Annotated in this window: 18 protein-coding genes; 13 read left to right on the top strand and 5 right to left on the bottom strand. The window is 69.4% G+C overall.

Annotated features, from left to right (window positions below; all coding sequences use genetic code 11):
* Window positions 1-31: 31 nt before the first annotated feature.
* Window positions 32-703, bottom strand: coding sequence for a dTMP kinase (gene tmk / locus AC4D12_RS15450; RefSeq protein ID WP_490950846.1), 672 nt, complete (start codon window positions 701-703; stop codon window positions 32-34).
* A gap of 88 nt (window positions 704-791) precedes the next feature.
* Here tmk and AC4D12_RS15445 point away from each other — a divergent pair, with 88 nt between their 5' ends.
* Both AC4D12_RS15445 and AC4D12_RS15440 read left to right on the top strand, forming a co-directional pair.
* Window positions 792-1,997, top strand: coding sequence for a trans-sulfuration enzyme family protein (locus AC4D12_RS15445; RefSeq protein WP_490950845.1), 1,206 nt, complete (start codon window positions 792-794; stop codon window positions 1,995-1,997).
* 71 nt (window positions 1,998-2,068) lie between these two features.
* On the top strand, window positions 2,069-2,398 hold the full coding sequence (locus tag AC4D12_RS15440) for a DUF2516 family protein (RefSeq protein WP_490950844.1): 330 nt from the start codon (window positions 2,069-2,071) through the stop codon (window positions 2,396-2,398).
* Window positions 2,399-2,450: 52 nt separating this feature from the next.
* On the opposite strand, the gene AC4D12_RS15435 is transcribed toward AC4D12_RS15440, so the two are convergent.
* Window positions 2,451-3,251, bottom strand: a complete 801-nt coding sequence (locus AC4D12_RS15435; RefSeq protein ID WP_490950843.1) for a class I SAM-dependent methyltransferase — start codon at window positions 3,249-3,251, stop codon at window positions 2,451-2,453.
* Between the two features lie 37 nt (window positions 3,252-3,288).
* Here AC4D12_RS15435 and AC4D12_RS15430 point away from each other — a divergent pair, with 37 nt between their 5' ends.
* Window positions 3,289-4,035, top strand: coding sequence for a phosphoglyceromutase (locus AC4D12_RS15430; RefSeq protein ID WP_490950842.1), 747 nt, complete (start codon window positions 3,289-3,291; stop codon window positions 4,033-4,035).
* 122 nt (window positions 4,036-4,157) lie between these two features.
* Here AC4D12_RS15430 and phoU read toward each other — a convergent pair whose 3' ends face one another.
* Entirely contained in the window at window positions 4,158-4,817 is a 660-nt protein-coding gene (gene phoU / locus AC4D12_RS15425) for a phosphate signaling complex protein PhoU (RefSeq protein ID WP_490950841.1), read from the bottom strand.
* 172 nt (window positions 4,818-4,989) lie between these two features.
* Between phoU and AC4D12_RS15420 the strand changes: the two genes are divergently transcribed.
* Together AC4D12_RS15420 and AC4D12_RS15415 are read left to right on the top strand one after the other, a co-directional pair.
* Window positions 4,990-6,225 carry a sensor histidine kinase gene (locus AC4D12_RS15420; protein ID WP_490950840.1) on the top strand — a complete coding sequence of 412 codons (1,236 nt, stop codon included), beginning with the start codon at window positions 4,990-4,992 and terminating at the stop codon, window positions 6,223-6,225.
* Window positions 6,222-6,902 carry a response regulator transcription factor gene (locus AC4D12_RS15415; RefSeq protein ID WP_105032630.1) on the top strand — a complete coding sequence of 227 codons (681 nt, stop codon included), beginning with the start codon at window positions 6,222-6,224 and terminating at the stop codon, window positions 6,900-6,902. The genes AC4D12_RS15420 and AC4D12_RS15415 overlap by 4 nt, the downstream gene beginning before the upstream one ends.
* A 34-nt stretch (window positions 6,903-6,936) precedes the next feature.
* Here AC4D12_RS15415 and AC4D12_RS15410 read toward each other — a convergent pair whose 3' ends face one another.
* Window positions 6,937-7,470 (bottom strand): hypothetical protein, encoded by a 534-nt coding sequence (locus AC4D12_RS15410; protein WP_490950839.1) that lies wholly within the window; start codon window positions 7,468-7,470, stop codon window positions 6,937-6,939.
* Between the two features lie 256 nt (window positions 7,471-7,726).
* Here AC4D12_RS15410 and AC4D12_RS15405 point away from each other — a divergent pair, with 256 nt between their 5' ends.
* From AC4D12_RS15405 to glgX, 5 genes are all read left to right on the top strand, one after another.
* Window positions 7,727-8,209: a CarD family transcriptional regulator gene (locus AC4D12_RS15405; protein ID WP_026545321.1), complete on the top strand. Its 483-nt coding sequence runs from the start codon at window positions 7,727-7,729 to the stop codon at window positions 8,207-8,209.
* Window positions 8,210-8,303: 94 nt separating this feature from the next.
* A complete protein-coding gene (ispD, locus tag AC4D12_RS15400; protein WP_490950838.1) occupies window positions 8,304-9,575 on the top strand; it encodes a 2-C-methyl-D-erythritol 4-phosphate cytidylyltransferase in 1,272 nt (423 codons plus the stop codon).
* Between the two features lie 9 nt (window positions 9,576-9,584).
* A complete protein-coding gene (cysS, locus tag AC4D12_RS15395) occupies window positions 9,585-11,057 on the top strand; it encodes a cysteine--tRNA ligase (protein WP_490950837.1) in 1,473 nt (490 codons plus the stop codon).
* Between the two features lie 53 nt (window positions 11,058-11,110).
* A complete protein-coding gene (gene rlmB, locus AC4D12_RS15390) occupies window positions 11,111-12,094 on the top strand; it encodes a 23S rRNA (guanosine(2251)-2'-O)-methyltransferase RlmB (RefSeq protein ID WP_490950836.1) in 984 nt (327 codons plus the stop codon).
* Between the two features lie 8 nt (window positions 12,095-12,102).
* Window positions 12,103-14,250 (top strand): glycogen debranching protein GlgX, encoded by a 2,148-nt coding sequence (gene glgX / locus AC4D12_RS15385; RefSeq protein ID WP_490950835.1) that lies wholly within the window; start codon window positions 12,103-12,105, stop codon window positions 14,248-14,250.
* 94 nt (window positions 14,251-14,344) lie between these two features.
* Here the strand turns inward: glgX and glgP are convergent, their stop codons facing one another.
* The gene (glgP, locus tag AC4D12_RS15380) at window positions 14,345-16,957 is read right to left on the bottom strand and encodes an alpha-glucan family phosphorylase (protein WP_490950834.1); all 2,613 of its coding nucleotides are present in this window, start codon (window positions 16,955-16,957) and stop codon (window positions 14,345-14,347) included.
* 134 nt (window positions 16,958-17,091) lie between these two features.
* Here glgP and AC4D12_RS15375 point away from each other — a divergent pair, with 134 nt between their 5' ends.
* The 3 genes from AC4D12_RS15375 to glgB are packed head-to-tail and all read left to right on the top strand — an operon-like array spanning window position 17,092 to window position 24,727.
* Window positions 17,092-19,131 (top strand): alpha-1,4-glucan--maltose-1-phosphate maltosyltransferase, encoded by a 2,040-nt coding sequence (locus AC4D12_RS15375; RefSeq protein WP_490950833.1) that lies wholly within the window; start codon window positions 17,092-17,094, stop codon window positions 19,129-19,131.
* Window positions 19,131-20,900, top strand: a complete 1,770-nt coding sequence (gene treS / locus AC4D12_RS15370; RefSeq protein ID WP_490950832.1) for a maltose alpha-D-glucosyltransferase — start codon at window positions 19,131-19,133, stop codon at window positions 20,898-20,900. Before AC4D12_RS15375 ends, treS begins: the two co-directional genes overlap by 1 nt.
* Entirely contained in the window at window positions 20,897-24,727 is a 3,831-nt protein-coding gene (glgB, locus tag AC4D12_RS15365; protein ID WP_490950831.1) for a 1,4-alpha-glucan branching protein GlgB, read from the top strand. Before treS ends, glgB begins: the two co-directional genes overlap by 4 nt.
* Window positions 24,728-25,005 lie beyond the last annotated feature (278 nt).

Below are 25,005 nucleotides of genomic sequence, written 5' to 3'. Positions count from 1 at the left end.
CCGGTGCCCGTGGCGCGGCTCGTGTCGACGCTCACGCCGACGTCCCGGTGGGCACGTCCGCGAGAGCACGGAGAGTGGTGTCGAGGATGGTGCTGTGCAGGTGCTCCGGTTCCTCGGCGGCCCCGAGCACGAGGTAGCGCTCCGGTTCGGCGCGGGCCAGGTCGAGGAACGCCGAGCGGATGCTCGCGTGGAAGGTGTCGGGCTCGGACTCCAGCCGGTCCTCCGCTGCTGACCCTGCGGTCCGCCGGTTGCGGCCCTCCGCCGGATCGACGTCGAGCAGGACGGTGAGGTCGGGGAGCAGCCCGTCAGCCGCCCACAGGTTGACGCCGCGGACGGCGTCGGCGCCCAGGTGCCGCCCGGTGCCCTGGTAGGCCACGGAGGAGTCGATGTAGCGGTCGCACACCACGACGTCGCCCCGCCGCAGCGCGGGCAGGATCACCTGCTCGACGAGTGCAGCCCGGGAGGCCGCGAAGATGAGGGCTTCCGTCCGCGCGGGGATCTCGCCGTTGCCGTGCTCGAGGACGAGCCGTCGGAGCTGCTCGCCGACCGGGGTGCCGCCGGGCTCCCGGGTCCGCACGACGGTGCGGCCACGCGCTTCGAGGGCCTCGCGCAGCAGACCGGCCTGCGTCGATTTGCCGGCGCCGTCGCCACCCTCGAACGCGATGAAGAGGCCGGGCAGCCCGTGCGGCAGGGGAGAGGTCACGCGCCAAGCGTACCGAGTGGCACGGACGGATCCCGGCCGTCCCCACACCCCGCCCGCCGATCGGACGGCCCCGACTAGGCTGGGAGCCATGTCCGAGCCGCACCGCAGTCACGCCGACATCCCCACCGACCTCGCACCCGACACGCTCGTGGTCGCCGCGGGCCGCCCGCCGCGCGAGCACGACGCCCCGGTCAACGCGCCGATCGTCCTCTCCTCCACCTACCACGAGACCCGGGACCCCGGCGAGGGTGATCGCATCTACGCGCGCGGTTCGAACCCCACCTGGGAACCCTTCGAGGAGGCGCTCGGCGCGCTCGAGGGCGCCCGCCTCCCCGCGCTGGTGTTCTCCTCCGGACTCGGTGCCGCCGCCGCCGCGCTGTCCCTCGTCCCGACCGGCGGAGCGGTGGTCATGCCGCGGCACGCCTACGCCGGCTCCCTGAGCCTCGCCGCCGACCTCGCCGCACAGGGCCGGTTCGAGCTCCGCCCGGTGGACATCGCGGACACCGCTGCGGTACTCGCCGAGCTCGACGCACTCGGTACACGCTTCGACGCCGGTCAGGTCATGCTGTGGCTCGAGAGCCCCACCAACCCGATGCTCGAGGTGGCCGAACTGTCCGTGCTCACGGACGCCGCTCACGCCCTCGGCGCCGTCGTCGTCGCCGACAACACGTTCAACACGCCGATCGTGCACCGGCCGCTGGAGTCGGGCGTCGACGTCGTCCTGCACTCCGTCACGAAGTGGCTCGCCGGGCACTCCGACGTCGTCCTGGGTGCCCTCGTCACGTCCAAGACCGCACTCCGGGATCGGCTCCTCGCGCACCGGACGCTGCACGGGGCCATCGCTGGGCCGTTCGAGGTCTGGCTGGCCCTGCGTGGCCTGCGGACGCTGGCGCTGCGGATCGAGCGCAGCCAGTCCACCGCGGCGCAGCTCGCGCACCGCCTCGTCGACCACCCCGCCGTCCGACGTGTCCGGTACCCGGGCCTCACCTCGGATCCCGGTCACGAGCGCGCAGCGGCCCAGTTCAACGGCTTCGGCGGGATCATCAGCATCGAGCTCGACGACGTCGCGACCGCCGAAGCCCTCGTCGAGGCGGTCCGCCTGTGGCTGCCGGCCACCTCGCTCGGCGGGGTGGAGTCCCTCATCGAGCGTCGACGCCGTCAGCCCGCCGAACCGAAGACCGTGCCGGAGGCGCTCGTGCGGCTCTCGGTGGGCATCGAGAACCCGGAGGATCTGTGGGCGGACCTCGATCACGCGCTGCGCGTGGCAGGACGGGCGCCCGACGCCGGCATGTGACCGCGCAGCACCGGTGCGGTCCACTCCACAGCCCGCCGCAGCAGACCCGACGGGGCCGCTAAGCTGAAGGTGTGGACCTCGTTCTGGACATTCAGCGGTATCTGTATCTCGCCCTCGGCTTCGTGGCCCTCGGGATCGAGATCTGGGCGTTCTCCGACTGCATCCGGCGCCCGGGTACGGCGTTCGAGGCCGCCTTCAAGCGCACCAAGGGGTTCTGGCTCGCCCTCACCGGCGGCGCCGTCGTCGTGGGGCTGCTCTCGGCGCTCGGAGGCCGCGGCGGGTTCAACCTCTTCCAGCTCGTGGCCATCATCGCCGCGTGCGTGTACCTCGCCGACGTCAAGCCCGCCGTGAGCCAGACCTCCGGCCGCGGCGGCAACTACGGCCCCTACGGTCCCTGGTAGCCGTCCACCTCACCGACCGTCCCGCCCGCACGGCGCGGACGGTCCCACCGTCTCATCCGGGCGCGACGGCGTCCCACGCCACCGTGACCTCGCCGAGGCGCCAGCGCGCTGAACCGTCCAGGAGCGGCCAGCCGCCGGAGCGCAGCGCAGCACAGGTCGCGACGAACCGCTGCCTGGTCCCGTAGGACGCGAGCGGTGCGGCATCGAGCCACGCGCGGTCCAGCGCTCTCAGGTAGGCATGGACGCGCTCGCCCTCGACGTTCCGGTGGATCAGCGCCTTCGGTAACCGCTCGGCGACGTCGGACGGTACGGAGAAGGCGCCGAAGCGCATCGAGAGGGTGAGGCTGACCGGCCCGCCACCGTCCACGGTGGCCCAGGACGCGCGCCGGCCTATCTCGTCGCAGGTCCCGTCCACGAGGATGCCGCCGGGAGCGAGGCGCCCGCGCACCTCGTCCCAGTACGCCGCGTACTCGTGCTCCCCGTACTGCCGTAGCACGTTGAAGGCCCGCACCACCACCGGCCGCCGGCCGTCGAGCGGCAGTTCGAACCCGCCCTGCCGGAAGCTGAGCCCGGGCCGGGCCAGGGGGTGTGCTGCGATCACGCGCGCCGGGTCGATCTCGACCCCTACCACCTCGACGTCGCTGCGCACCGTCCGCAGGCGCGTGAACAGTTCGACGGCGGTGACGGGCGCCGCACCGTACCCGAGGTCGACGACGAGGGGGTCGGCGGCGCGGCGGATGCGGAAACGCTGGGGGCCGGCCAGCCACCGGTCGGCCCGGCGCAACCGGTTGGGGTTCGTGGTGCCCCGCGTGATCGTCCCGAGCGGTTTCGGCGGGCGCGGTCGCTGAGGCACGCTCCCAAGGCTAGGCCACGTGCGGCAGACTGGATTCATGACCTACACACTGATCCTGCTGCGCCATGGCCAGAGCGAATGGAACGAGAAGAACCTCTTCACCGGATGGGTGGACGTCGATCTCACCCCCAAGGGCCGCGAGGAGGCCAGCCGCGGCGGCCGCCTGCTCACGGAGGCCGGAATCCTGCCCGACATCGTGTACACCTCGCGCCAGAAGCGCGCCATCATCACGGCGAACCTGGCGCTCGAGGCCGCGGACCGCACGTGGATCGACGTCAAGCGGAACTGGCGCCTCAACGAACGCCACTACGGTGCCCTGCAGGGCAAGGACAAGGCCCAGACCCTCGCGGAGTTCGGCGAGGAGCAGTTCATGGAGTGGCGCCGCTCCTACGACACCCCGCCGCCGCCCCTCGACGACTCCAGCGAGTACTCGCAGGCCCACGATCCCCGGTACGCGGACCTCGGTGACGACCTCCCGCGCACCGAGTGCCTGAAGGACGTCCTCGAGCGTCTCCTGCCCTACTGGGAGTCCGACATCACGGTGGACATCCGCGCGGGGAAGACGGTCCTCATCGCGGCCCACGGCAACTCGCTGCGCGCCCTGGTGAAGCACCTCGACGGCATCAGCGACAAGGACATCGCGTCGCTCAACATCCCCACGGGCATCCCGCTCGTCTACGAGCTGGACGAGGACCTGAAGCCCGTGAAGGCGGGTGGCACCTACCTCGACGCCGACGCGGCCGCGGCCGCGATCGAGGCCGTCGCGAACCAGGGCAAGCACTAGCGCGCACACCGCCCGAACTTTGCCCGAACACTGCTCGGACACTGCCCGAGCGGCAGACAGAACGACGGCGGTCCCGGTGGGGCCGCCGTCGTCGTGTGTGCGTGCTGTAGGAGGGGTGAGGGTCAGCTCAGCGGAGCACTCGGCTGCCACTCACCGGTCACGAGGTAGGTGACCTTGCGGGCCACGGAGACGCCGTGGTCTGCGAAGCGCTCGTAGTAGCGGCTGGCGAGCGTGACGTCGACCGTGGTCGGGGCGCTCTCCGACCACTGCTCGGACGCGATGGCCTTGAAGACGCCGGCGTGGAGTTCGTTGACCCGGGCGTTGGCGGCGCTGATCTCGTTGGTGAGGTCGAGGTTGCGGGTCTCGAGGAGCTCCGTGACCTTCGCCGCGATCTGCACGTCGAGTTCGGCGAGCTCGTCGAACGTCGCACGGATGCTCTCGGGGACCACGTTCGCCGGGAAACGCAGCCGCGCGAGCTGGGCAACATGCCGCGCCAGGTCACCCATCCGCTCGAGCGAGGCACTCATCCGCAGCGCCCCCACGATCATGCGGAGGTCGGAGGCGACCGGGCCCTGGAGCGCGAGGATGTCGATCGCCCGCTCGTCGAGGTCGTTCTGGAGGAAGTCGATGCGCGCATCCGCGGCGATCACGTCCTGTGCCAGTTCGGTGTCGGCGCTCTGGAAGGCGCTGTTGGCCTTCTTGATGGCATCGGACACCAGGTGCGAGATCTCGATGAGCTCCTCACCGATCTGGTGCAGCTCCGCCTGAAAAACCTTACGCACGTAGGCGTCCTTCCCTGGAGGTTCGTGATCCAACCGCTGTCATGGTTCTACCGTCGAGCCTTTCAGCCGGCTGTGAACTGTTGTCACGGTTTGTGTGAACGTTAGTTGAACGCCCGGAGCCGCGCCAACGGGCTGGGAGAGCGCCGAAATCCGTGCGCATAAGCTTGTGCCCGTGGACCCCCTCATCCTGACGCTCGTGGCCGGTCTCGTAGGCCTGGCCCTCGGCGTGAGCGGCATGGCGGCATTCCGGGCGAGCGAGGCCCAGCGCCTCCGGCTCCTCTACGAGGACGAGCCGACGCTGCCCGAGGGCGCCGCCGAGGTCCTCTCGATCATCGGCCGTGCCTACGTCATCGTGGACGCCATCGACGGCGTGGTCCGCGCGAGCCCCGCGGCCTACGCGTTCGGCCTGGTGCGCGGTCACACCGTCGTCCACGCGGAGCTGCTCGAGCTCACAGCCCGCGTGCGCCGCGACGGCGTGATCGGGCAGGAGCAGCTCGAACTCCCCAGGGGCCCGCTCGGGCAGGGCACCATCGTGGTCCAGGTGCGCGTGGCCGCCCTCGGTGCCGAGTACATCCTGATCCTGGCCGACGACCGCACGGAGATCACGCGCAGCGAGGAGATCCGGAACGACTTCGTGGCGAACGTCTCCCACGAACTGAAGACGCCGGTCGGCGCCATCTCCCTCCTCGCCGAGGCCATCGACGACGCCGCGGAGGACGAGGTGGCCGTCCGGCGGTTCGCGCAGCGCATGCACAAGGAGTCGGGCCGCCTCTCGGCACTGGTCCAGGACATCATCGAGCTCTCACGGCTGCAGGGCGCGGACGTGGTCCGCCGCGGCAGGCCGGTGGACGTCAACGCCGTGATCGCCGAGGCGGTGGACCGCAACAAGCTCCCGGCGGAGAGCAAGCAGATCGACATCGTGGTCGGTGGCTCGGTCTCCACGCCCGTGTACGGCGACCGCGACCTGCTGATGACGGCGTTCCGGAACCTGATCGACAACGCGATCCGCTACTCGCCGGAGGGCACGCGCGTGGGGGTGGGCGTACGCTCCCGGGACGGGCTCGTCCAGGTGTCGGTCACGGATCAGGGCGCGGGGATCACGCCGGAGGAGCAGGAACGCATCTTCGAGCGCTTCTACCGCATCGACGCGGCACGCTCCAGGCAGACCGGGGGTACGGGCCTCGGGCTCAGCATCGTCAAACACGTCGTCGCGAATCACGGCGGAGAGGTGACAGTGTGGTCCCAGGCCGGCCAGGGCAGCACCTTCACCGTGCGCCTGCCCGAGATGGAACGGAACCCCGAGGACGACGCCGCGGACGGTTCGGAGGCCGCCAAGCACGGTGCGGCCGACAAGAAATCACACAGGAAGGGCAGCAGTGCTGCCCAGGAACAGGGAGTCAAGGCTTGAGCCGCATTCTGATCGTCGAGGACGAGGAGTCCTTCAGCGACCCGCTGTCCTATCTCCTCGGCAAGGAAGGGTTCGAGGTGTCCGTCGTGGACAACGGCCTCGATGCCATCACCGAGTTCGACCGCTCCGGGGCGGACCTGGTGCTGCTGGACCTCCAGCTGCCCGGGCTCTCCGGCACCGAGGTGTGCCGGCAACTGCGGCAGCGCTCGAGCGTCCCCGTGATCATGCTGACGGCGAAGGACGCCGAGATCGACAAGGTGGTGGGCCTGGAACTCGGCGCCGACGACTACGTCACGAAGCCGTACTCCTCGCGGGAGCTCGTGGCCCGCGTGCGCGCGGTGCTGCGACGCCAGGGGGAGCCCGAGGAGCTCATCTCGAACACCATCCAGGCCGGGCCCGTGCGCATGGACATCGAACGTCACGTGGTGAGCGTCGACGGCGAGCAGGTCGCCCTGCCTCTCAAGGAGTTCGAACTCCTCGAGATGCTGCTGAGGAACTCCGGCAGGGTGCTGACGCGCGGCCAGCTGATCGACCGCGTCTGGGGCTCGGACTACGTGGGTGACACCAAGACGCTCGACGTCCACGTGAAGCGCCTGCGCGGGAAGGTCGAGCCGGATCCCTCGAACCCCCGGTACCTGATCACGGTCCGGGGTCTCGGCTACAAGTACGAGCCCTGAGGTCCGGTCGTTGAGGCGGAGGTGAGGGGGAGGACTACTCGCCCTCGCCCTCCGCTTCCTCGGTCGCGGCGGGTTCGCTCGGTCGCGGGGTGTAGCCGCCGGGGACGTACTCGCGGTACTCCTCGAGGGTGCCGTCGAGCACGGGCACCTGGAAGACGGCCTGTTCACCCTCGGTCTCGAAGTCCACGTCGATCAGGGAGCCCGGGCTGTCGTCGAGGCCCTCGAGTGTCGCGTCATCGCTCGTCTCGTCCTCGAACCGGTACTGGCCCTGGCCCTCGATGGTGATGTCGGTGGCTGCTCCACCGGCCGTGATGGTCAGGTCCACGGGTTCGTCGCTCGTGTTGAACACCGTCCCGACCAGGCGCCCGGCGGTCTCGTCGTCGCGGCCCACCACGAGGATGTTGCGCAGCAGCACGGGCCCCAGGTCCTTCACGATCCCGTCCGACGGCGCGTACGGGTTCGCCGTGAACTGCTCGGCCGTGAAACTGCAGCCGGAGACACCCAGCATCATCACGACGGCGCCGGCAGCGACGGCCGGCTGCACTCGGTTCTTGGGTGCGTTCTTCACAGCGCAAACTCCTGGGGTTCTACAGGCGGGACTGATGCGGAATCCGGGGTGGACCTAGCCACCAGACTATCGGCAACCCCGCCCGAAGGTGGTGCCGTTCCTCGTCCGAGGAGGAGACCCGGATCACCTCGAGGGCTTCCCGTCAAGGGGCGAAGGATAGTCAATTGGAGCTGTTCAGGCCGTCTGACCTGCGAGAACGCGGCATCGGCGTGTCGTTCCCGTGATAAACTGACCGGCGGGAAAGGGGAATGTCCACATGGTTTTTGAGGTTGGCGAAACAGTTGTTTACCCGCACCACGGTGCCGCGAAGATCGAAGAGATCAAGATGCGCACCGTCAAGGGCGAAGAGAAGATGTATCTCAAGCTCAAGGTGGCTCAGGGCGATCTGACAATAGAGGTACCAGCAGAGAACGTCGATCTCGTAGGGGTCCGGGACGTCGTCGGCAAGGAAGGCCTCGAGCACGTGTTCGACGTCCTCCGGGCCGAGTTCACCGAGGAGCCGACCAACTGGTCACGTCGTTACAAGGCGAACCTGGAGAAGCTCGCCTCGGGCGACGTCATCAAGGTCGCGGAAGTGGTCCGGGATCTCTGGCGCCGCGACCACGACCGCGGTCTGTCGGCAGGGGAGAAGAGAATGCTCGCCAAGGCGCGGCAGATCCTGATCTCGGAGCTCGCGCTCGCCGAGAAGACCGACGAGGAGAAGGCCGCAACCGTCCTCGACGAGGTCCTCGCCTCCTAGGCGAACGGACCTCGTGCACGCGGGGGTAGCAGGCAGCACGGGGAGAGGGACTTTCGGGTCCCTCTTTTTCGTGTGCCTGTCATAGGGTGACGGAATGCCCGAGAACCGCGACGACCCGCCCGCAGACGTAGGCGTCGTCATCGTCGCCGCCGGTTCGGGACAACGGCTGGGGCACGGCATCCCGAAGGCGCGGGTCCTGTGCGCCGGGCGCACCCTGCTCGACCACGCGCTGAGCGCCGTCCTCGACGCCGGTGTGGCGTCCGCCGTCGTGGTGGTGATCCCTCCCGGGGACGCCCTCCTGACCGCGGTCGTCGAACGTGCGGCGCGTCTGCACGGCGGGGTGGTCGCCGTACCGGGCGGAGCCACCCGGAGCGACTCCGTGCGTGCGGGCCTCGACGTCCTCCCCGAGCGCACGGCAGTCGTCCTCGTGCACGACGCCGCTCGCGCGCTCACCCCCGCGGAGGTGTTCCGCCGCGTCGCCGATGCCGTCCGCGAGGGAGCGGACGCCGTCGTGCCCGTCCTCCCTGTGGTGGACACCGTGAAGGTCGTGACGGGCGACGTCGTCACGAGCACACCCGAGCGCGCGGGCCTGCGCGCGGTCCAGACCCCGCAGGGGTTCGACGTCGCCGCGCTGCGGGCGGCCCACGCCCACCCGGCCTCGGACCACGCCGGCGTCACCGACGACGCCATGCTCATGGAGGCGGTCGGCGCCACGGTGCGCGTCGTCGACGGCCACCCGCTCGCCTTCAAGGTCACCACCCCGCTCGATCTCACCGTCGCCGAAGCAGTGCTCGCCGGTGCCACCCGACCCGCACCATCACGAGGAGCACCCATGCCGGACCGGACACCTCTCCCGCGCATCGGTATCGGCACGGACGTGCACGCCTACGCCGGGGAGGGGGACCCCTCGCCGCTGTGGCTCGGAGGTCTGCTGTGGGAGGGGGAGCGCGGGCTGTCCGGGCACTCCGACGGCGACGTGGTGGCGCACGCGGCGGCGGACGCCCTGTTCTCCGCGGCCGGCGTCGGTGACCTCGGAACCCACTTCGGCACCGACCGCCCCGAGTACGCCGGAGCGTCCGGGCACACGCTCCTGGCGGCGGCAGCAGCCATCGTCCGGGCGGCGGGCTTCGAGATCGGGAACGTCGCGGTCCAGCTCATCGGCAACCGGCCCACGTTCGGGCCCCGCAGGGCCGAGGCGGAGGCTGTGCTGTCCGACGCCGCCCGCGCGCCCGTGAGCATCTCGGCGACCACCACCGACGGACTGGGGCTGACCGGCAGGGGCGAGGGTGTCGCGGCCGTCGCCACCGCCGTCGTCGTCCGCGTGCACCCCGGTGATGCTCCGGGCGGGCCCTCGACCGCCGGGTAATCTGGACCGGTGAGCCTGCGATTCCATGACACCGCCCGCGCCGAGGTGCGCGCCTTCGAACCCCTCCAGCCGGGTCGGGTGAGCCTCTACTACTGCGGGGCCACGGTGCAGGGCATGCCGCACGTGGGCCACGTCCGCTCGGCCATCGCCTTCGACCAGCTGACCCGCTGGCTCGAGGCGAGCGGACTCCGCGTGACCGTGGTCCGGAACGTCACGGACATCGACGACAAGATCCTCGCGAAGTCCGAGGAGTCCTTCCGCGCCGGCGCGGAGCAGGTACCCGGAGTGGTGCCCGAGGAGGAGTGGTGGGCCCTGGCCTACCGGTTCGAGCAGGCGTTCCACCGCGCCTACGCGGCGCTCGGGGTCCGGCGACCCACGTATGAGCCGCGGGCCACCGGGCACATCCCGGAGATGCACGCCCTGATCCAGCTGCTGATCGACCGCGGCCACGCCTACCCCGCCCCCGACGCGTCCGGGGACGTCTACTTCGACGTCCGCTCCTGGCCGTCCTACGGCAGCCTGACGCGCCAGGACATCGACGACATGCAGGCGGCGCCGGATGCCGACCCCCGCGGCAAGAAGGATCCCCGGGACTTCGCCCTGTGGAAGGGATCGAAGGAGACGGACCCCGCGACCGCCTCGTGGGCCAGCCCCTGGGGTGCGGGGCGTCCCGGGTGGCACCTCGAGTGCTCGAGCATGGTCACGAAGTACCTGGGTACGGAGTTCGACATCCACGGTGGCGGACTCGATCTGCGCTTCCCGCACCACGAGAACGAGATGGCGCAGTCGCAGGCCGCGGGCCACGCGTTCGCACGCTTCTGGATGCACAACGGGATGGTGACCTACCGCGGGGAGAAGATGTCGAAGTCCCTCGGCAACACCGTGAGCCCCGAGGAGATGATCGCCGCCGCCGGCCCGCGCGTGGTCCGCTACTACCTCGGCCAGGCCCACTACCGCTCGGTCCTCGACTACCGCGAGACGTCCCTGCAGGAAGCCGGGTCCGCCGTGGCGCGGATCGACGGCTTCATCGCGAAAGCGTCCGCCCGCGTCGGAGCACCGGTGCGCGGACCCGTGCTCACCGCGGATCTGCCCGGACCCTTCGCCGAGGCGATGGACGACGACCTCAACGTGCCGCAGGCGCTCGCCGTCCTCCACACCACGGTGCGGACCGGCAACACCGCCCTGACGGCGCAGGACGACGACGCGGTGCGCGAGTGCCTCGCGGCCGTCGTCGCCATGACGGGCGTCCTCGGACTCGACGACGCCGGCTCGGCCGACGGCGGGGCGGCGGAGACCGGCCTGACGCACGCGCTGGACGTGCTGATCGCCGACCGGATCGCCGAGCGGAGTGCAGCGCGCGCGGCCCGCGACTGGTCCCGGGCCGACGCGATCAGGGACTCGCTCGCCGCGGCGGGCATCACACTGGAGGACGCCGCGGACGGCGTCCGGTGGTCCCTCTCGGACACCCATTCCGGAGGGTGACGGGCGCCGCGTAAACTGGGGGCTACTCTTCCCCTATTCAAAGGTGTTTCTCCATGGCCACTCACGGTCGCCCAGGCGCGGTTCGCAAGACGAAGAAGGGCCCCTCGATCGGCACGGGCGGACACGGCCGGCAGTCGCTCGAAGGTCGGGGCCCCACGCCCAAGGCCGAGGATCGCCCGTACCACAAGGCGTACAAGAGCAAGGAGCTCGCCGAGCGCTCCGCCGCCAAGCGCGCGGGCGGCAAGGGTGCCGGCACCGGCCGCACGAAGGGGAAGGCGGCCGAGGAGGTCGTCACCGGCCGCAACTCCGTGGTCGAGGCGCTGCGCGCCGGGATCCCCGCGAAGGCCCTGCACGTCGCCATCCGCATCGAGATGGACGACCGCGTGCGGGAGTCGCTGAAGATGGCCGCCGAGCGCGGCATCCCCGTCATGGAGACGGGCAAGCAGGAGCTCGACCGCATGACCGACGGCGCGGTGCACCAGGGCCTCATGCTGCAGATCCCTCCCTACGAGTACGCGGATGCCATCGACCTCGTGGACGCGACGATCGAGCGGTACCGCCGGGGCCACATCGGTAACGCCCCGCTGTTCGTCGCCCTCGACGGCATCACCGACCCCCGCAACCTCGGGGCCATCATCCGATCGGCGTCCGCGTTCAGCAGCCATGGTGTGATCGTGCCGGAGCGCCGGTCCGTCGGCGTCACGGCGTCGGCCTGGAAGACCAGCGCGGGTGCGGCCGTGCGCGTGCCGGTCGCCCGGGTGGGCAACCTGAACTCGGCGTTGAAGTCGATGAAGGAGAAGGGCATCTTCGTCCTCGGGCTCGACGGCGACGGCGACGTCTCGCTGCCCGAGCTCACCCTCGGACGGGACCCCATCTGCCTCGTCGTCGGTTCCGAGGGCAAGGGCCTGTCCCGGCTGGTGCGGGAGAACTGCGACCAGATCGTCTCCATCCCCATCGACTCCGCCATGGAGTCGCTCAATGCGTCCATGGCGGTGGGTATCTCGCTCTACGAGATCTCCCGTCAGCGATCGGCCTGACCGGCACCATGACGCAGTTCGTCCACTCGCTGCCCCACGCCTCCCGCGAGTTCCCCCTGGGGCTCCACGCCATCAGGAACGCCTGGGGCGTGGACAGCCACGCCAACGCCGCGGTATGGGCTCCCGGCATCGCGTCCATGGACGTGCACTGGCGGCGTGAGGACGGTTCCTGGACCTCCGACACCCTCGTGGGGCTCGACGGCGGCGTGCACCACGGCGTCGTCGGCCCCGTGGCGCCGGGGGCGCTCTATGCGTTCTGGCCCACGGGCAAGGGCCTGCCGGGTGCCGCCGGCTCCGCGCAGCTCCTCCTGGATCCGTACGCGCGGGCCATCGAGACGATCGATGCTGCCGATGCTGCGGACGGCACGACGACCGTCTACTACTCGGTGTTCCTCGAGCACACCTTCGACTGGGGAGGGTCCGCACACCCACGGACCCCGTGGCGCGACACCGTCATCTACGAGGCGCACGTCAAGGGCCTCACGAAGCTGCACCCGGACATCCCCGAGGAACTCCGCGGGACCTACGCCGGCCTGGCGCACCCCGCCATGACGGGGTACCTCCGCGACCTCGGTGTCACGGCCGTGGAGCTCCTCCCCGTCCACTTCCACATCGACGAACCGCACCTCGGACCGCTCGGCCTCACGAACTACTGGGGCTACAACACGCTCGGCTTCTTCTCCGCACACACGGACTACGCGACGGCGGCGGCGAGGGCGGCGGGCCCCGCAGCGGTGCTCGACGAGTTCAAGTCGATGGTCCGCACGCTGCACGAGGCCGGTCTCGAGGTCATCCTCGACGTCGTGTACAACCACACGGGGGAGGGCGAGCAGGGCCGCCCCGCGCTGTGCTGGCGCGGCCTCGGTGACACGGACTACTACCGGCACGACGACGACGGCCGGTACGTGGACACCACCGGCTGCGGTAACAGCCTCGACTTCTCGAAGTCCCGCGTGGTCGGGATGGCTCTGGACTCGCTCCGGTACTGGGTCGAGGAATGCGGCGTGGACGGTTTCCGTTTCGACCTCGCGGTCACGCTCTCGCGCGACGAGAACAACCGCTTCACACCCAGGCACCCCTTCCTCGTGGCCGCGGGAGCGTCGAAGGCGCTGAGCGGCACCAAGTTGATCGCGGAGCCATGGGACATCGGCCCGGAGGGCTGGCAGACGGGGCGCTTCCCGGTGGGCTGGGCGGATTGGAACGACGGTTTCCGCGACACGGTGCGCGATTTCTGGCTGGGCGACGTGAAGTCGCTCGCTGCGGGCGGCGCGGCGTCGTCCCCTGCCCGCCTCGCGGGTTGCCTGGCCGGATCGGCGGACACCTTCGGCGCCTCGGGCCGCAGCCCCCTCGCCTCCGTCAACCTCGTCACGGCGCACGACGGCTTCACGCTCGCGGACCTCGTGGCCTACGAGGACAAGCACAACGAGGCCAACGGAGAGCACAACCGGGACGGCCACGGGGACAACAGGAGCTACAACCACGGCGTGGAGGGCCCTTCGAAGGATCCGGAGGTGCTCCTTGCGCGGGAGCGGAGTTCCCGCAACATCATGGCGTCGCTGCTGATCTCGCTCGGCGTGCCGATGCTGACCGCCGGCGACGAGTTCGGACGCACGCAGCGGGGCAACAACAACGCCTACTGCCAGGACAACGAGCTCGCCTGGGTGCACTGGCCCCGGGACGGCGCCGCGCTGCGCATGCTGGAGGCCACGCGCACACTCCTGTCCATCCGGCGCGACTTCCTCGGTGCGCAACCGGCCACGTTCCCGTCCCGCGTGGACCAGTCGACCCTCCTGTGGTTCAACGCGGCCGGCCTGCCCATGACGGCGGAGGAGTGGAACAACCCCGCCACCCGGACCGTGCAGCTCCTGCTCGGCTCCAGGGACGGCTCCATCAACGGTCTGGTGGTGATGAACGGCTCCCTCGAGGACGTCCGGATCCACCTGCCCTCCGCATGGGTCCTGTTAGGGCAGGGTGTCGAGGGCGCACGCCCCCGTTCCTTCAGGCTCACCTTCGACTCCGCAGCCATCAGCGATACCGCTGATGGCGCTGACACCGCCGAAACCGATGACCCTGCTGACGCCTCGGAACCGGTACGGCGCCGGTCCGGTGAACCCGACACCGTGCAGGCGGTCTCGCTCCGTACCTACAGCTGCTGACCGCGCAGCGGCCTCCGACGTCGCGTCCACACACGCCGTCACACGACGAAGCCCGGGACCGTGGTCCCGGGCTTCATCGTAGGGGCGAGGCGGATCAGGCGTTGACGACCAGTCCCAGTTCGGCCTTCGTGGCGAGTGTCACGTGCTTCGGCAGCACCCGCACGGTGTATCCGAAGGACCCTGAGTGGTCGATCCGGATACCTCCGGTGAACAGGTAGCGGCCGCTACCGAGGTTCTCCGCCATGGAGAGGTCCTCGGCGGTCACCTCACTGAGCTCGTCACTGTCATGTGCCCGTCCGTAGACGACCTCCACCGACACGTCGTCGGGGTTCAGGCCACCGAGTGCCACGTACGCGTTCACGGTGAGCGAGTCCCCGATCTGCGGGTCCTCCGAGACGCCGGTGGAGTCGACGTGCTCCACCTGCACGGCGGGCCAGCTGCCCTGCACCCTCGAGCGCCAGGCCGCGGTCCTCTTCGCCGAGGAGAAGTGGTCGGCCGCGGCTTCCTGACCGGCGCGCCAGGCGGGCCGGTACAGCTTCTCCACGTAGTCCTGCAGCATCCGCTCGGCGGACACCGCGGGGCCGAGGGTGGCCATCGTGTGCTTGATCATCGCGATCCACTGGTGGGGAACGCCGTCGCGCGACGGTTCGGACGGGCCGGCCGCCCCGGCTCCATCGGCCGGGACCAGGGAGTAGAAGCGCGGGCCCACCTGCGTCTCGAGGAGGTCGTACAGCGCGGAGGCCTCGATGTCGTCCCGCTCGTCGGCGGAGGCGCCATTGTTCGCGGTCGGGATCGCCCAGCCGTTGTCGCCGTCGTACATCTCGTCCCACCAGCCGTCGAGGACCGAGAGGTTGAGGCCACCGTTGATGGCGGCCTTCATCCCGGAGGTCCCACAGGCCTCGAGGGGGCGCAGCGGGTTGTTCAGCCAGACGTCGCAGCCGGGGAAGAGCGTCAGGGCCATCGCGATGTCGTAGTTGGGGAGGAAGACGATGCGGTGACGCACCTCGGGGTCGTCGGTGAACCGGACCAGGTCCTGGATCATGCGCTTGCCCTGCTCGTCGGCCGGGTGCGACTTCCCGGCGATCACGAGCTGGATCGGGTGCTCGGGGTGCAGCAGGAGGGCCTTGAGGCGCTCGGGGTTGCGCAGCATGAGCGTGAGGCGCTTGTAGGTCGGCACGCGCCGGGCGAAGCCGATCGTGAGGACGTCGGGATCGAGCACGGAGTCCGTCCACGTCAGCTCGGCGTCGGCGGCACCACGCGTCTTCCACGAGGCGCGCAAGCGACGTCGCACGTCGTCCACGAGGTTGGAGCGGAGCCGACGGCGCAGGGCCCAGATGTCCGTGTCCGGGACGTCGTACACCTTGCTCCACTGGGGATCGAGGATCGAGTCGGCGCCGAAGTTCTCCAGCGCGAAGTCCGCGATCTCGGGATCGACCCAGCTGGGCACGTGCACGCCGTTGGTCACCGAGGAGATGGGTACCTCGCGTGTGTCGAACCCCGGCCAGAGCCCGGAGAACATGCCGCGCGAGACCTCACCGTGCAGCTTGGCCACGCCGTTCGCGCGCTGCGCCAGGCGAAGACCCATGACGGCCATGTTGAACTTCGAGGGGTCGCCGTCGTCGTAGTTCTCGGCGCCGAGGGCGAGCACCCGGTCGGTGGGGACCGACGGCGCGAGCCCTGCGTGGAAGAAGTGCTCGATCTGCGAGCGGTCGAAGCGGTCGATACCTGCAGGGACCGGAGTGTGGGTGGTGAACACGGTGGAGGCGCGACCCGCGGTGAGGGCTTCCTCCCAGCTCATGGGGGACTCGTTGGACGGGTCCATGAGCTCGCGGATGCGCTCGATCCCGAGGAAGCCGGCGTGGCCCTCGTTGGTGTGGAACACCTCCGGGGTGGGCGTACCGGTGAGGCGCTCGAAGATGCGCAGGGCCTTGACCCCGCCCATCCCGAGGAGGAGTTCCTGCTGCAGGCGCTGGTCGCCGCCACCGCCGTAAAGGCGGTCGGTGACGTTGCGTGCGGCCTCGTCGTTCTCGGCCACGTTGGAGTCGAGGAGCAGGAGGGGCACGCGGCCGACGTCGGCGCGCCAGATGTGCGCGGACAGCTGGCGGCCGTTCGGCAGGGGCAGTACCACCGTCGCGGCTGTCCCGTCCTCCTCGCGCAGCAGCGTGAGGGGCAGGCCGTCCGGGTCGAGGACCGGGTAGGTCTCCTGCTGCCACGCATCACGGGAGAGGGACTGCTTGAAGTAGCCGGCCTGGTAGAGGAGCCCGACGCCGATGAGGGGCACGCCGAGGTCCGAGGCGGACTTCAGGTGATCGCCCGCGAGGATCCCGAGACCGCCGGAGTACTGGGGGAGCACGGCGCTGATGCCGTACTCGGGGGAGAAGTAGGCGATGCAGCGGGGTGCGTCCTCGCCGAGGCCCTGGTACCAGCGCGGCTTCGTCAGGTAGGCATCGAGATCGGCGCCGAGCTCCTGGATGCGCTTCACGAGCTTCTCGTCCGCCGCGAGCTGCTGGAGCTTCTCGCGGGTCACGGAGCCGAGGAAGGACATGGGGTCGTGCCCGCTCTCCTCCCACGCTGCCGGATCGATCTCCTCGAACAGGCGCGAGGTCGGCAGGTGCCAGGACCAGCGCAGATTACCCGCGAGTTTTCCGAGCGGCGCAATGCTCTCGGGGAGGACGGTTCGGACGGTAAATCTACGGATTGCCTTCACCCCGGTTACGCTAGCGCACTTGCTCCGGGGAGGGGAGAGCGCGCCACGCAAACGCTTGCATGACGCCGGAATGGACCTCCTGTTACCTGAAGCCCCCTTAGCAATTCGGACCATTACTCGCTAACGTCGTAGAAGTGACGACCACTAGTGATCAGAACCGACACGTCCCCTATCCGCAAGGCCTGCGCTTCGGACGCATTCCCATCACGGCGGTCAGTCCCGTTGTCGAGGGTGGTGCATTCCCCGCGAAGGGGATTCCCGGAGCGGATATCGCCATCGGAGCCACCGTGTTCCGCGAGGGCCACGACCAGCTGGGCGTCTCGGCGGTCCTCCATGACCCCCAGGGCGTCGAGGTGCAGCGTGTGCGCATGACGCCGGTCGGCTCCGGCCTCGACCGCTGGGCCGGAACGCTGACCCCCCGGGCGGAGGGGCTCCACACCTTCACCATCGAGGGGTGGTCGGACGTCTTCGGCACCTGGGAGCACGACGCCACGATCAAGATCGCAGCGGGCGTCGACGTCGACCTCATGCTGGCCGAGGGTGCGGCGCTGTTCACCCGCGCCGCCGCGGAGCGCTCGCCGGCGGACGCCCAGCTCTTCCGGCGTACGGCCAAGGCCCTGGCCGACACCGATCAGAGCGTCGAGGCGCGCCTCGACGCGGGTCTCTCGGTTGAGATCCACGAGGCGATCGGCAGGCAGCCCCTTCGGACGCTCGTCACGTCGTCCGAACCCTTCCCCATCAACGTCGAGCGGGAGATCGCGGGAAAGGCCGCGTGGTACGAGTTCTTCCCGCGCTCGGAGGGTGCGACGTACAACCCCGACACCGCCGAGTGGACCTCGGGGAACTTCCGTGAGGCGGCCAAGCGCCTCGATGCGGTCGCGGCCATGAACTTCGACGTCGTCTATCTCCCTCCGATTCACCCGATCGGCCGCGCACACCGCAAGGGCCCGAACAACACGCTCGTCGCCGGGCCCGCGGATCCCGGCTCACCGTGGGCCATCGGTTCCGCTGAGGGAGGCCACGACGCCATCCACCCCGACCTCGGGACCTTCGAGGACTTCGACGCGTTCGTCGCCCGGGCCGCCGAGCTCGGCCTCGAGGTGGCGCTGGACCTCGCCCTCCAGGCGTCCCCCGACCATCCCTGGGTCCAGAGCCACCCCGAGTGGTTCACCACGCGCGTGGACGGTTCCATCGCGTACGCGGAGAACCCGCCCAAGAAGTACCAGGACATCTACCCCATCAACTTCGACAACGACCCCACGGGTCTCGCCGAGGAGGTCCTGCGGATCACCCTGATGTGGGTGGGGCACGGCGTGAAGATCTTCCGCGTCGACAACCCCCACACCAAGCCGGTGCAGTTCTGGGAGTGGCTGATCGCCCGCGTGAACGCGCAGCACCCCGACGTCATCTTCCTCGCCGAGGCCTTCACCCGTCCGCCGATGATGCACGCTCTCGGCCGTGCAGGCTTCCAGCAGTCGTACTCCTACTTCACCTGGCGCAACACCAAGACGGAGCTGGAGGAGTACTTCACGGAGATCAGCAAGGTCTCACCGTCCTACTTCCGGCCGAACTTCTTCGTGAACACCCCGGACATCCTCACGGAGTACCTGCAGTACGGCGGGCCGGCGGCGTTCAAGATCCGCGCGGTCCTGGCGTCCATGGCCAGCCCGCTGTGGGGTGTCTACTCGGGGTACGAACTCTTCGAGCACGTCGCGCGGCCGGGAGCCGAGGAGTACATCGACAACGAGAAGTTCCAGTTCCGGCCCCGTGACTACGCGGCGGCCGAGGCGGCGGGCCGCTCCCTCGCCCCCTTCATCGCGCGCCTGAACACCATCAGACGCTCGCACCCGGCACTCGGGGACCTCGAGAACCTCAGCATCCACGGCAGCACGGACCCCGACACGGTGGTTTTCGCCAAGCACAAGGAGACGTCCGCGGGCAAGGACACGATCATCGTGGTCGTGAACGTGGACCCGCACAGTACCCGGGAGAGTACGGTCTCCCTCGACCTCTCCCGGCTCGGGCTCGCGCCGGAGGACTTCGACGAGAACGGTACGTTCGTGGTGGACGACCTCATCACGGGGCAGACCTTCGGGTGGGGCGAGTACAACTACGTCAGGCTGGACCCGCACGTCGAGCCCGCCCATGTTCTTTCAATCAGGAGGCAGCACTAGTGCCCAACCCCTTCCAGCTCAACGCGCCGGGACTGGCCCATGACCCGCACTGGTACCGCAAGGCGGTGTTCTACGAGGCCCTGGTCCGTGGATTCGCCGACGCGAACGGGGACGGCTCCGGCGATCTGTCCGGTCTGATCGAGAAGCTCGACTACCTGCAGTGGCTGGGGGTCGACTGCCTCTGGCTGCCGCCGTTCTTCAAGTCCCCGCTGCGCGACGGCGGCTACGACATCTCCGACTACTACGACGTCCTGGACGAGTTCGGTTCCCTCGGCGACTTCAAGCGGCTCGTGGCCGAGGCGCACGCGCGCGGCGTCCGCGTCATCATCGATCTCCCCATGAACCACACCTCGGACCAGCACCACTGGTTCCAGGAGTCGCGCAGCGATCCCGAGGGCCCCTACGGCGATTTCTACGTCTGGAGCGACACGGACGAGAAGTACCAGGACGCGCGCATCATCTTCGTTGACACCGAGGAGTCCAACTGGAGCTTCGACCCGGTGCGGCGCCAGTTCTTCTGGCACCGGTTCTTCGACCACCAGCCGGACCTCAACTTCGAGAACCCCAAGGTGCAGGAAGCCATCTTCGACGTCGTGAAGTTCTGGCTCGACCAGGGCATCGACGGCTTCCGCGCGGACGCCATCCCCTACCTCTTCGAGGAGGAGGGCACCAACTGCGAGAACCTGCCGAAGACGCACGAGTTCCTCAAGCGCCTCCGGGCCATGGTCGACGAGAAGTATCCCGGCCGTGTCATCATCGCCGAGGCGAACCAGATGCCGGACGAGGTCGTCGAGTACTTCGGTGACGAGGACGGCCCCGAGTGCCACATGTCCTTCCACTTCCCGATCATGCCGCGGCTGTTCTACGCCCTCCGGGACCAGAAGGCCGCTCCCATCATCGACACCATGAAGGACACGCCCGACATCCCCGCGGGCGCCCAGTGGGGCACCTTCCTCAGGAACCACGACGAGCTGACGCTCGAGATGGTCACCAACGAGGAGCGTGAGGCCATGCTCGGGTGGTACGCACCGGATCCGCGCATGCGGGCGAACGTGGGTATCCGTCGCAGGCTCTCGCCCCTTCTCGACAACTCCCGCGCGGAGGTCGAGCTGATCCACGCGCTGCTCCTCTCGCTCCCGGGCAGCCCGTTCCTGTACTACGGCGACGAGATCGGCATGGGCGACAACATCTGGCTCGAGGACCGCGACGCGTCGCGCACCCCGATGCAGTGGAACCCGGACCGCAATGCCGGGTTCTCCCCGGTGGACCCCGGGAAGCTGTACCTCCCCGTGGTGCAGTCGCTCGTCTACCACTACAACCACGTGAACGTCGAGGCGCAGATGGCCACCTCGAGTTCGCTGCTGCACTGGGTCCGCCAGATGCTCGCCGTCCGCAAGGCGCACCCCGCCTTCGGCCTCGGCAGCTATCGCAATGTCCCGGTCGAGTCCGAGAACGTGTTGGCCTTCCTCCGCGAGGTGGACGTCGCGAACGCCGAGGGCGAGCAGGCGGAATCGGTGCTCTGCATCTTCAACCTGTCGCAGCACCCCGTGGCGGCGCGGATGCGCCTGCCCGAGTTCGCCGGACGGGGGCTCCGCGACCTGTTCGGCGGCGCGATCTTCCCGGCGTTCGCGGACGACGGCGAGATCACACTCACGCTCGGTAGCCACGACTTCTTCTGGCTGCGCGTCCGTTCCGCGACCTCCAACTCCGCCTCACCGCACACCGAGGCGATGCCCGTCATCGCCATCGCGGAGGGGTCACGGTCATGACGTCCCACACTCCCTACATCCCGGAGATCCTTTCCGAGTGGCTTCCCGCCCAGCGCTGGTTCCCGGCGAGGAGCCGCTCCGTCGACATCACCGTCGTCGGCGGGACGGTGCTGGAGGACCCGGCCGGCCTGGCCGGCTTCGAGGTGCACTTCCTCGCCGTGGAGTCCGGCCGGCGCACGGATGTCGTGAGTGTCCCGATCAGCTATCGGACCGAGGAACTCGACGACGCCGCGGCGGGACTCATCGGGAAGGTCGATCACCCCGAGCTCGGCTCCCGGTGGGCCTACGACGCCACGTTCGACCCCGATTTCGTCCGTGCGTGGGTGTCCTTCATCCTGCAGGGCGGCTCTACGGCCGACGGACGGCTGGTCGGCACCCTGATCAAGGAGCCCGTGGGCCAGGGGCCCGGAGCATCGCAGCCCGTGAAGGTGCTGCAGGGTGAGCAGTCCAACACCTCCGTGGTCTACGGCTCGGGGCCCGGCTCCATGATCGTCAAGTTCTTCCGCGTCCTCGCGGCGGGCGAGAGCCCCGATGTGCAGATCAGCGCCGGGCTCACGGCGGGCGGTTCCACGGACACCCCCGACACCTACGGGTGGGTCACCGGGACCTGGCAGCAGGCGCACAGCGAGCCGGGCCGGCACGTCACGGGACACGTGAGCGTCCTCCGCGACTTCGTCGAGGGCAGCACCGACGCGTGGCGCACCGCATCGCTCGCCGCCTCCTCGGGAACCGAGTTCTCCGACGAGTCCCGCGAGCTCGGCCGCGCGATCGCGCGGATCCACCAGCAGCTCGACGGCGCCTTCGGTAGCAGGCAGGCCTCGGATGAGGAGCAGGAGGAGTTCCGGCGGGCGCTCGCGCACCGCATCCGCTGGGCCTGGGAGGAGGCGGCTGACGCCGTCGGTCCCCTCCAGGCGGAGGTCGACGCCGTCGTGCGTGGCGTCGAGGAGCTCGACGCCGTCCCGCCGTTGCAGCGCATCCACGCCGACCTGCACCTCGGGCAGGTCCTCCAGGCGCCGGACGGCACCTGGCTCATCATCGATTTCGAGGGCGAGCCCCTGCGGCCCACCGAGGAGCGGAGCGTCCCGGACGTCCCTCTCCGCGACGTCGTGGGCATGGTGCGTTCCCTCGAGTACGCGGCGGCGTCACGCGGGCCGGCTCCTGCCGGCTCACCCGAGGCCGACGTCACCGAGCAGTGGTCCGCAGCAGCGCGTGCCGCGTTCCTCGCCGGCTACTCCGACGAGTCCGGCTCCGCCGTCGACACCTCGGGAGCCCTCTACCGCGCTCTTTGGCTCGACAAGGCCCTCTACGAGGTCGTCTACGAAATCCGCAACAGGCCGGACTGGGTCGAGATGCCCGTCCGGGACGTCCGCCGTGTACTGGGTGCTGAGCCCGCCGCCGACGCAACGAAAGCAGCAGACATGAACCCCCCGAAGAAATCCGCCGGCGAGAACGGCGAGCAGTCCATCGCGGGCAAGGCAGCGAAGGTTGCGAAGAAGGCCGCCAAGGCGGTCGCGGACACAGCCGCGACGGCGTCCGCGAAGGTGTCGGCCGCGGCCGAGAACGACGGTTCGGGTGCGAACGCCCCGGGCAGGCCCGCGGTCGATGCACCAGCAGCCGCCCCCGTGAAAGCCCCGACGGCGGCCGCTGTTCCGGTGGTCGTCGAGCAGTCCGTGCTCCAGCAGGTCTCGGAGGGCGTCCACCGCCAGCCGCACGCCGTCCTCGGTGCGCACCTGGCCGACGACGACACCGTCACCATCCGCACGCTGCGCCGCCTCGCGCGCTCCGTCGTCGTCGTGACGGCATCCGGACGCACGGAGCTGACGCACGAGCACAACGGCATCTGGGTGGGTGCCATGCCCGCGGAGAACCCGGGCCACGTGCCCGATTACCGGCTCGAGGTGACCTACGAAGCGGATCCCGTCCTCGTGGACGATCCGTACCGGTTCCTGCCCACGCTCGGCGAGATCGACATGCACCTGATCGGGGAGGGCCGGCACGAGACGCTGTGGACCGCCCTCGGCGCGCACGTCCGGCACTACTCGTCGGTCCTGGGCGACATCGAGGGCGTGTCCTTCGCCGTGTGGGCACCGAACGCCCGCGCCGTCCAGGTCATGGGGGACTTCAACGGCTGGGACGGCAGCGTCAATGCGATGCGTGCGCTCGGCAGCTCGGGAATCTGGGAGATCTTCATCCCGGGAGCCGGCGCGGACACCTGCTACAAGTTCAAGATCCTCGGCAGCGACGGCCAGTGGCGCGAGAAGGCGGACCCCATGGCACGCGGCACCGAGGTGCCGCCGCTGACCGGGTCGAAGGTCGTCGAGTCGAGCTACACGTTCGGCGACGACGAGTGGATGGCCGCGCGCGCCGCCGGGGACCCGCACAACGGCCCGATGAGCGTCTACGAGGTGCACCTCGGCTCCTGGCGCCAGGGCCTCAGCTACCGGGAGCTCGCCGAGCAGCTCACGGAGTACGTGTCCTGGCAGGGGTTCACGCACGTCGAGCTGATGCCCGTCGCCGAGCACCCCTTCGGTGGCTCGTGGGGGTACCAGGTGACGTCGTACTTCGCGCCGACCTCACGTTTCGGTTCGCCCGACGATTTCAAGTACCTGGTGGACCGCCTCCACCAGGCCGGCATCGGCGTCATCATGGACTGGGTCCCGGCCCACTTCCCCAAGGACGCCTGGGCCCTTGCCAACTTCGACGGCGGCACGCTGTACGAGCACGGTGACCCGTTCCTCGGGGAGCACCGGGACTGGGGGACCCTCATCTTCGACTTCGGCCGTCGGGAGGTGCGCAACTTCCTGGTCGCGAACGCCCTGTACTGGCTCGAGGAGTTCCACATCGACGGACTGCGCGTCGACGCCGTCGCCTCGATGCTCTACCTGAACTACTCCCGCGAAGAGGGCCAGTGGCGGCCGAACAAGTTCGGCGGGCAGGAGAACCTGGAGGCCATCTCGTTCCTGCAGGAGGTCAACGCCACGGCGTACAAGCGGGCGCCGGGCATCGTCATGGTCGCGGAGGAGTCCACGGCGTTCGACGGCGTCACCCGGCCCACGAGCAGCGGCGGCCTCGGGTTCGGCATCAAGTGGAACATGGGCTGGATGCACGACACCCTCGAGTACATCTCCGAGGACCCGATCAACCGGGTGCACCACCACGGCAAGGCGACGTTCTCCATGGTGTACGCCTACACCGAGAACTTCATGCTGCCCATCAGTCACGACGAGGTGGTCCACGGCAAGGGATCGCTCCTGCGTAAGATGCCGGGTGACCGGTGGCAGCAGCTCGCCAACGTCCGGGCCTACCTCGCCTTCCAGTGGGCGCACCCCGGCAAGCAGCTCATCTTCATGGGGTCGGAGTTCGCCCAGGAAGCGGAGTGGGCCGAGCAGCACAGCCTGGACTGGTACCTGACGGACACCCCGTCCCACAAGGGTGTGCAGGAACTCGTCCGATCGCTCAACGCCATCTACCGGGAGACGCCTGCACTCTACGCACGGGACAACGAGCCCGCCGGCTTCCAGTGGATCGACGAGAACGACGGCGAGCACAACACCCTCTCCTTCATCCGGTGGGACCACCAGGGCAACCCGCTCGTCTGCATCGCCAACTTCGCAGGCGGCCCGCACGAAGGGTTCCGCGTCGGTCTGCCGTGGGCGGGGGAGTGGACGGAGGTCCTCAACACGGACTCCGCGCAGTTCGGCGGCTCGGGTGTGGGCAACGACGGGCACGTGACCGCGCGGGAGGGCGCCCACAACGGGCAGCCCGCCTATGGTGACGTCCGCGTGCCGCCGCTGGGAGTGCTGTACCTCAAGCCCGCCGGCTCCTGAGTCCGGCCGGGCGTAGCAGCTGTGGACCTTCCTCACCGAGGGGGGTCCACAGCTGTTTTACATCCAGGGCGATCCGGTGCTACTGTCTATATCCGCGCTGATGAAGGAATCTGGTCGGCCGACAACCACACAAACGGGGTTCACCCTCCATCCATCTGGATGGGTCGTGACCCGGGGGCGGTGGGAACCGGCGGATTTGGAAATACGGAGACAGTGCGGGTAAGCTTGAAAAGTTGCTTCGGAGCGATGACATGACGGTTTGGTTGTGTTTGGTGCCG

It is taken from the genome of Arthrobacter sp. TJ-266 (assembly GCF_058269115.1).
This window is presented reverse-complemented; position numbering and strand designations above follow the sequence as displayed.

Coding starts and splice junctions, on each gene's coding strand:
- glgB (WP_490950831.1), top strand. CDS start 20,897: ATGACGTCCCACACTCCCTACATCCCGGAGATCCTTTCCGAGTGGCTT.
- ispD (WP_490950838.1), top strand. CDS start 8,304: ATGCCCGAGAACCGCGACGACCCGCCCGCAGACGTAGGCGTCGTCATC.
- AC4D12_RS15445 (WP_490950845.1), top strand. CDS start 792: ATGTCCGAGCCGCACCGCAGTCACGCCGACATCCCCACCGACCTCGCA.
- glgX (WP_490950835.1), top strand. CDS start 12,103: ATGACGCAGTTCGTCCACTCGCTGCCCCACGCCTCCCGCGAGTTCCCC.
- AC4D12_RS15430 (WP_490950842.1), top strand. CDS start 3,289: ATGACCTACACACTGATCCTGCTGCGCCATGGCCAGAGCGAATGGAAC.
- rlmB (WP_490950836.1), top strand. CDS start 11,111: ATGGCCACTCACGGTCGCCCAGGCGCGGTTCGCAAGACGAAGAAGGGC.
- AC4D12_RS15405 (WP_026545321.1), top strand. CDS start 7,727: ATGGTTTTTGAGGTTGGCGAAACAGTTGTTTACCCGCACCACGGTGCC.